Origin of the sequence: Kitasatospora sp. NPDC002551, from assembly GCF_040296005.1 — a bacterium.
In the GTDB taxonomy this organism is placed as follows: Bacteria; Actinomycetota; Actinomycetes; order Streptomycetales; family Streptomycetaceae; genus Kitasatospora.
This window is the reverse complement of sequence record NZ_JBEOWI010000158.1, coordinates 1-2636: the sequence shown is the minus strand read 5'-3', so window position 1 is coordinate 2636 and position 2636 is coordinate 1. Positions and strand designations below refer to the sequence as shown.

The window sequence follows — 2636 nt, the reverse complement described above, 5'->3', positions numbered from 1 at the left end:
CCGGAGAGCTACGCGGCAGGCCTGCACCTCCGCGGATCGATCATGTGGCTGAAGTCTCTGACCCCAGCCACATGATCCGAACCTTGAACAGCTCCTAGCGGGCGGTCGCGCCGAAGTCGTCCTCGACCAGGCGGGTGGCCCACCGGCGCAGCAGGTCGGCCACGGGCGGGTGGTGGAGGCCGGCGGCCTGGGCCAGGCGGTCGGCGGAGGTGGTGTCGTAGCGGTCCTCGGAGAGGAAGGTGAGGGTCTCCGGGTCGGCGCCGGTGAGGGCGCGCGGCAGCCGGCGGACGAGGCCGACGGGTACTCGCCCCCGGGGTGCGCGCACGCCCAGGTGGTCGGCGAGCAGGGCGATGAGGCGGGGAAGGGGCGGGGTGTCCGGGTCGAGGACGGTGTGGGCGTGGGCCGGTCCGGTGTCGTGGTCCGGGACGGCCGCCAGGAACCGGGCCAGATGGTCGATCGCGACCACCGGGACGAAGGTGCGGGCCGTGCCGGGCAGCAACGGCAGGCGGCCGGACCAGAGTTGGCGGACCAGTTCGGCCAGGCCCAGGTACTGGCCGGACTCGCCGGTGACCGAGTGGCCGATGACGCTGCTCGGGTTGACCGTCGTGAGCGGGACGCCGAGCCGGCCGGCGGTCACCCGGACTGCGGCGTCGCCGAGGTGCTTGGAGGCCTCGTACGCGCCGAGCCGGGCGTAGAGGGCGGAGGTCTCGGCGGGCGGGAGCGGGTGGCGGGGTGCGGGGTCCCGGCCGACGCGGTACCCGGAGACGTGGACCAGCCTGCGCAGCCGCGGCCGGGCGGCGGCCCAGTGCAGGGCGGTGAGCGCGCCGTCGACGTTGGCGGCGTGCGCCGTGGCGCGGTCGAGACCGAAGGCGAAGCGGGCGGCGAGGTTGTGGACGTCGCGGACCTCGGCGAGGCGGGCGTCGTCCCCGGGGGCGAGCCCGAGTCCGGGGCGGGTGAGGTCGGCGGCGACGGTGGTGAGCGGGCGGTCGTCGGCGCCGTGGGCGCGCAGCCAGCGGCGGAGTTCGCGGTCGCGGCCGGTGCCGGGGCGGACGGCGGCGGCGGTCGGTTCGCCGCGGCCGAGGAGTTCGAGGACCAGCCAGCGTCCGAGGAAGCCGGTGGCGCCCAGGACCAGGGTGGTCGGCGGATGGGGTGCGGTGCTCGTACTCATGGAGGCTCCGATTCTGTAGACCGGTCTGCATATTTTTTTGGCGCGGAAGGGTGGAGCGGAGTGGTGGCGGGCCGGTCGACAGGGAAATCAGTAGACCGGTCTGCATATTTTTTGGGCGGACAGACGGGCGAGCGGGCGCCGGACCGGCCGGCGCCCGCTCGCCCCGAGCTCAGCGGGTGGGCTGCGGTGCCCGGTTCGCCTTCGCCGCGACGTCCGCGGTGATCAGGTGGCGCACGGCGTGGGCGGCGTCGAGCAGCGGTTCCACGGAGCGGCGCACCTGCGCGAGCAGGACCGCGCCCTCCAGCAGGGCGAGCGCCTGTCCGGCGGCGACGTCCGCCTCGGCGGGTGCGAAGCCCTCGGCCGTCAGGCGCTGCGCGAGCACCCGCTGCCAGCCCGCGTACACCTCCGTGCAGACCTGGCGCAGACCCTCGTTGCCGCCCGCGACCTCCAGGGCGACGGTTGCGATCGGGCAGCCCTTGGTGAAGCCGGACTGCGTGAGGCGGTCGGCGAAGGCCTGGGCGAGGGCGGTGAGCACGCTCGCCGTGTCGGCGCCCTCGCGGGCGAGCGAGGCGAGCAGGTCCTCGACCTCCTGGCCGGCCTGGGTGAGCGCGGCCGCGACCAACTGGTCCTTGCCCTCGGGGAAGTGGAAGTACAGCGACCCGCGGGGCGCGCCGCTCTCCGCCACGACCTGGTTGAGGCCGGTGCCGAAGTAGCCGTTTGCTTCGATCAGGCTCCGGGTACCGGCGATCAGCCGGGCGCGGGTCTCCTCGCCTTTGACTCCCATGCGGAAAACAGTAGACCGGTCTGCATATTCCTGTCGACAGGCTTTCGAGCGGGCATGGTTGACGGGCTGCTGGTTTCGGGCCGAGGGCTTGATCGCCTACCGTTCCGCGCATGACAACGAGTCACCCGTCGACCCCCGGCCCGCAGCACGGCGGCCCTGCCGCACAGCACGACGACTCCGGTCGTCGCCCCGGTCGTCGCTCAGCCCGTCGCCCCGGTCGTACCGGCCTGCTCGCCGCCCTCCTCGCGTCCGCGCTGGGCGTCACCACCATCGCGCTGGCCACCCCGCACGCCGCCTCCGCACCTGCCGCCGCCCCCGCGCTCACCCCCACCCCCACCCCCACCCCCGCCGCAGCCACAACCGCAGCCGCAGCAGCCCCCGCGCCCGGCGAGGTCGTCGTCGACGAGGCCTTCAACGGCCCCGGTCTCCCCGCCGGTTGGACCGCCGTCGAGGGCCCCTGGAAGGTCGAGAACGGCCGCCTCGTCGGCGCCTCCACCGACTGGAACCAGCAGACCCGCATCACCTTCGGCCGCCACCTCACCGACTTCCGCATCGAGGTGACCGCCCGCTTCGAGACCGTCGTCGACAGCGCCCGCTGGACGGCCCTCGGCCTGGACGTCCCGGCGAGCGGCGCCACCCCGTGGTCGATCGCCACCATGCGCTCGGGCACCACCGCCGCCAACG

2 protein-coding genes and 1 pseudogene are annotated in these 2636 nt (G+C 74.5%); 1 reads left to right on the top strand and 2 read right to left on the bottom strand.

Annotated elements, in window-relative coordinates:
• Window positions 1–94: 94 nt before the first annotated feature.
• Window positions 95–1168 (bottom strand): SDR family oxidoreductase, encoded by a 1074-nt coding sequence (locus ABT093_RS40830; RefSeq protein WP_350572577.1) that lies wholly within the window; start codon window positions 1166–1168, stop codon window positions 95–97.
• A gap of 169 nt (window positions 1169–1337) precedes the next feature.
• Complete coding sequence (locus ABT093_RS40825; protein ID WP_350572576.1) at window positions 1338–1952, bottom strand: TetR/AcrR family transcriptional regulator; 615 nt, start codon at window positions 1950–1952, stop codon at window positions 1338–1340.
• Between the two features lie 110 nt (window positions 1953–2062).
• Here ABT093_RS40825 and ABT093_RS40820 point away from each other — a divergent pair.
• Window positions 2063–2636: pseudogene (locus tag ABT093_RS40820) on the top strand (hypothetical protein); the annotation flags it as partial.